Raw genomic sequence first — 3,907 nt, 5'->3', positions numbered from 1 at the left:
TCCGGTCCCGCACCACCATCTGCATTACCGGGTCGACGCCCTGCTGCTTCAAAAGGATACAGCCCGCCAGGCTGGACATACGCACAATAGCTGTCTGGTTATCAGTGATGTTGACGGCGTCACAGCAGGAACGGAGCAGCTCGCCTCTCTTCGTTATTACACCGGGGTTAGTACCCTTAGGAGGGCCGGCTTCAGCAGTTACGGCAAACGTCCCGCTCTCCAGAACTTTTTCCAGATTTGTTCCCGCTTTCATCGCAGCTATCCCCCTTCAATTTCACCTTTTGCGTAATTTCCAGTCACCATTTCGAGTGCGGGCTCCTGACTGATGTTCGACCCGCGGGGACTTCCAGCTAAATCTCAACTTTAATTTGCCGGGGCCCCCCGGAAACGCTGGTACTCCAGTCTTTAATCGGTTCGATTTCCGCCATCTGGTCAAGCTGCCCCAGGGCGGTCAACCGGTCAATTATCTGCTGCCAGCCGCAGGGTGTATCCGCGTCAACCTCACACCTGCCCCCCACGGAACCACCGCAGGGGCCATTGAGCAGCAGCTTGGCGCATCTCACCAGGGGACAGATGGCGGCCGTCCTCCCCAGGACGCAACTCCCGCACTGCATGCAGACCTCGGCGAAATAGCCGGGGCTCTCTTCCTTGCCGATAAACATGGTATTGAGCGCCGGATAGACCGGCTTATCACTGTAGAGCCTGACCGTCTGGACGCCAAAAGCGCAGGACATTACCAGGATACAATCACTGGCATCAATAGCTTCCCGGTTTTCGGCCAGGGCTTCCTTGGCCAGCGGGTCGCAGCCGGTAGGGATTACCATCCAGCCGGTAACCTCTTTACCATCAGCCTCCAGTTTTTCCTTCATCGCCGTAACTTCGGACTTACCGCCGGTGTGCAGCATAGTAGCACAGGTACCACAGCCAATCAGATAGACCCCGTTACAGCGCTTAAGGTACCCTTCAATTTCTTCAAATGGCTTTGGCTCGGTGATTGTTATCATCCCACTACCTCAACTTGTTCCTGTTTGATTTTACTTTCATAATCGCTCCGGAAATACTTTAGAGTATCCGTTACCGGGATGGGGGCTGCCTGCCCCAGTCCGCACAATGAGGTAATTGACATGACCCCGGATAGCTCTTCCAGCAACCGGATATCCCTGCGGGTTCCTTCCCCTTTGGAAAATCTTTCCGTGATTTCAAGCATCACCTCAGTCCCTTCCCGGCAGGGGGAACACTTTCCGCAGGACTCGTCAGCCAGAAATTCCATGGTTCTGTAGACGATATCGATAACATCCCGGCTTTCATCGAATACGGTAACGCCACCGGCGCCGAGAATAGTCTCAAAAGACAGGGGAGTATCCAGCATATCAGCGGGTATGATCCGGCCGGTAGCGCCCCCTATCTGAATCAGCTTGACTCTTTCCGCCTGGGCCAGGTCAAGAACCAGCTCACGGAGCTGGCTGCCCAGTACCATCTCATAGACGCCGGGACTGGCTACATCCCCGCTCACCGAGAAGACCTTGGTACCCTTGCTCCGCTCGGTGCCTATCTGGCTGAACCATTGAGCGCCGTTAAGCAGAACCCGGGAGATATTCATCAGTGTTTCCACATTATTAATCACGGTCGGCTTTCTCCACAGTCCCTCCGTCGGCGGAAACGGCGGGCGGTAGCGTGCTTCTCCACGCCTGCCCTCGATAGAATCCATCAATGCTGATTCTTCGCCGCAGATGTAAGCGCCGGCGCCTTCACGGACCGTGATATTGACGTGCTCCAAAAACCCTTTCTCTTTCGCCTGCCCGATAGCACCCAGCAATAAATCAAGCAGAAAGTGGTACTCACCGCGCAAATAGATAAAGGCTTGCCTGGCCCCGATGGCATAAGCGGCGATGGCAATGCCCTCAACCAGGCTGAAGGGGTCGTTCTGCAGGATGTATCTGTCCTTGAACGTGCCCACCTCACCCTCATCGGCATTACAAATCAGGTACTTTTCATCCCCCGGAGCTCTTCTGGTCAGGTCCCACTTCAAGCCGCATGGGAAACCGGCCCCTCCCCGTCCCCTCAACCCGGATGCCTTGACCTCCTCCACGACCTGCTCGGGAGTCATCTCCATGGTGGCTTTCTTCAAGGCCTGAAAACCATCAGCAGCAAAATAGGTATTTATATCCCGGGGATTGATCACACCGCAGTTCTTTAAGACAATCCTTTGCTCTGGCACTAAGAAACTCCCGTCAAGTGTTACTTATTGATACGCCTTCAAGATTTGAGCAATCTTCGGCGGCGTCAGGTCACGATGGACATCACTGTTAATCAGCATCGCCGGCGCTCCGTCACAGGCGCCAATGCAGTTAGTCAACTCAAAAGAGAACCTGTTGTCAGCCGTGGTCTCTCCGGGTTTAATGCCCAACTCTGCCTGTAGCGTCTCGATTATCATCTGTGAGTTTTTCAGGTAACAGGGCAAGCTGCGGCAGATCCTGATGACATTCCTCCCCCGGGGCTTGGCCGCCAGGAAAGAGTAGAAGGTAGCTACCCCGTAGACTTCACTTACCGGAACGTCAAAGGACTGAGCCAGCTCAACAATAGTGTCCTGCGGGATACAGCCAAATTTCCGCTGTGCTTCCTGCAAGCGCACCAGCAAATTCCCGTGCTCTTTGTTTTGTAAGGTAGTTTTCTCCTGAATTTTAGGTATCCTCCTTACATCAACGTCCGGGCAACCAATCACAGACCACCAGAGACGGCCCTTCCTTCTCCTCACCCAGCTTCCTGGGCCGGGTCAGGGCACCCGTCGGGCAGACGGAAATACAGGCATCGCAGTCCCGGCAGATCTCACCCTCCACCGGCTGGTCGCAACCAAAAACGAGCTTGGACTTGAAGCCACGGTAGGCGACATTGAAGAAGCCCTGTCCGGCAATCTCACGGCAGGCCCGGACACACCTCCGGCAGAGAATACACTTCGACAGGTCACGCTGGAGATAAGGGCTGACATCCTCGATGGGGTAATAACGCTTCTTCGCCTCAAACCTGGAGAGACCCACTTCCAGGTCGGCAGCCATCCGGCGGAACTCGCACATATTAGCTTTCTCACAGATGATACAGGAGCCGGCATGACTGGCCAGCAAAAGTTCCATTATCACTCTCCGCGCTTCCAGTACCTTGGGGGAATGAGTCTGTATCACCATTCCCTCGGTGATGGGAGTATGACAGGAGCCGACCAGTGTCCTTGAACCTTCCACTTCTACCACGCACATACGGCAGGAGCCGTTCGGGGGTAAATCCGGAAGGTAGCAGAGGGTAGGAATATCTATACCATTTTCCCTGGCGAGTTCGAGGATAGTCATCCCCTCTTTACCGCTCACCGGGGAACCATTCAGAGTTACGTGTATTTCGCTCACACCACATATATATTACGCCATCACACAGCTAACGTCAAGCCCAATCAGCCTGCAATATTTGAGCCAGCAACCGCACATCATCTCCTCAAGTTTCCATATCCTAATCGGAGGCTTGACAATATTCTACCGCTTGTTATAAATTATTGCTTAATTCCCCAAAAAGTGCGAAGGGTAGCGCACAGGAAAAGCTACTCAAGAGGAGGAGAGATGAAGCGAAAATTCATATGGCTGGGAATGAGCTGGCTCGTGGTATTATCCCTGGTACTGGCATCCTGCGCCCCGACCACACCCACCACACCGACTACGCCGACAATACCGACAACGCCAACCACACCAACGACACCCACCACACCGACGACTCCGACTGTGCCTACTGAAATACCGGAATACGGAGGTATACTCTACTACACTACGGCCAGTCCATTTACAGGCAGGTTTGATGTGCTTGAGCGTTGGGGGATCGTTGAACCAGAACGGATTGTTCGCCTTGACGTAGAGGTCGGGGCTCTGCTTGA

6 protein-coding genes are annotated in these 3,907 nt (G+C 54.2%); 1 reads left to right on the top strand and 5 read right to left on the bottom strand.

Features of this window, described 5'->3' with window-relative positions; all coding sequences use genetic code 11:
• From Q8Q07_07230 to Q8Q07_07210, 5 genes are all read right to left on the bottom strand, one after another.
• Positions 1–253: hypothetical protein (locus tag Q8Q07_07230; protein ID MDP3880075.1), on the bottom strand; the 253-nt coding region annotated here is incomplete at its 3' end.
• Positions 254–350: 97 nt separating this feature from the next.
• A complete protein-coding gene (locus Q8Q07_07225; GenBank protein ID MDP3880074.1) occupies positions 351–1,004 on the bottom strand; it encodes a methylenetetrahydrofolate reductase C-terminal domain-containing protein in 654 nt (217 codons plus the stop codon).
• Positions 1,001–2,218 (bottom strand): NADH-ubiquinone oxidoreductase-F iron-sulfur binding region domain-containing protein, encoded by a 1,218-nt coding sequence (locus Q8Q07_07220; protein MDP3880073.1) that lies wholly within the window; start codon positions 2,216–2,218, stop codon positions 1,001–1,003. The genes Q8Q07_07225 and Q8Q07_07220 overlap by 4 nt, the downstream gene beginning before the upstream one ends.
• A gap of 24 nt (positions 2,219–2,242) precedes the next feature.
• Positions 2,243–2,722 (bottom strand): NADH-quinone oxidoreductase subunit NuoE, encoded by a 480-nt coding sequence (gene nuoE / locus Q8Q07_07215; GenBank protein MDP3880072.1) that lies wholly within the window; start codon positions 2,720–2,722, stop codon positions 2,243–2,245.
• Positions 2,700–3,392, bottom strand: a complete 693-nt coding sequence (locus Q8Q07_07210) for a 2Fe-2S iron-sulfur cluster-binding protein (protein MDP3880071.1) — start codon at positions 3,390–3,392, stop codon at positions 2,700–2,702. The genes nuoE and Q8Q07_07210 overlap by 23 nt, the downstream gene beginning before the upstream one ends.
• Before the next feature lie 207 nt (positions 3,393–3,599).
• On the opposite strand from Q8Q07_07210, the gene Q8Q07_07205 reads away from it, so the two are divergent.
• On the top strand, positions 3,600–3,907 hold a 308-nt coding region (locus tag Q8Q07_07205), incomplete at its 3' end, for a hypothetical protein (protein MDP3880070.1).

The sequence above is a fragment of the Dehalococcoidales bacterium genome, from assembly GCA_030698765.1.
Lineage (GTDB): Bacteria > Chloroflexota > Dehalococcoidia > Dehalococcoidales > UBA2162 > JAUYMF01.
The sequence above is the reverse complement of the archived record's forward strand: the minus strand, read 5'-3'. Positions and strand labels throughout refer to the sequence as shown.

Excerpts from the sequence above, each read along its gene's own strand:
- Q8Q07_07225 (MDP3880074.1), bottom strand. The coding sequence starts at position 1,004 with ATGATAACAATCACCGAGCCAAAGCCATTTGAAGAAATTGAAGGGTAC.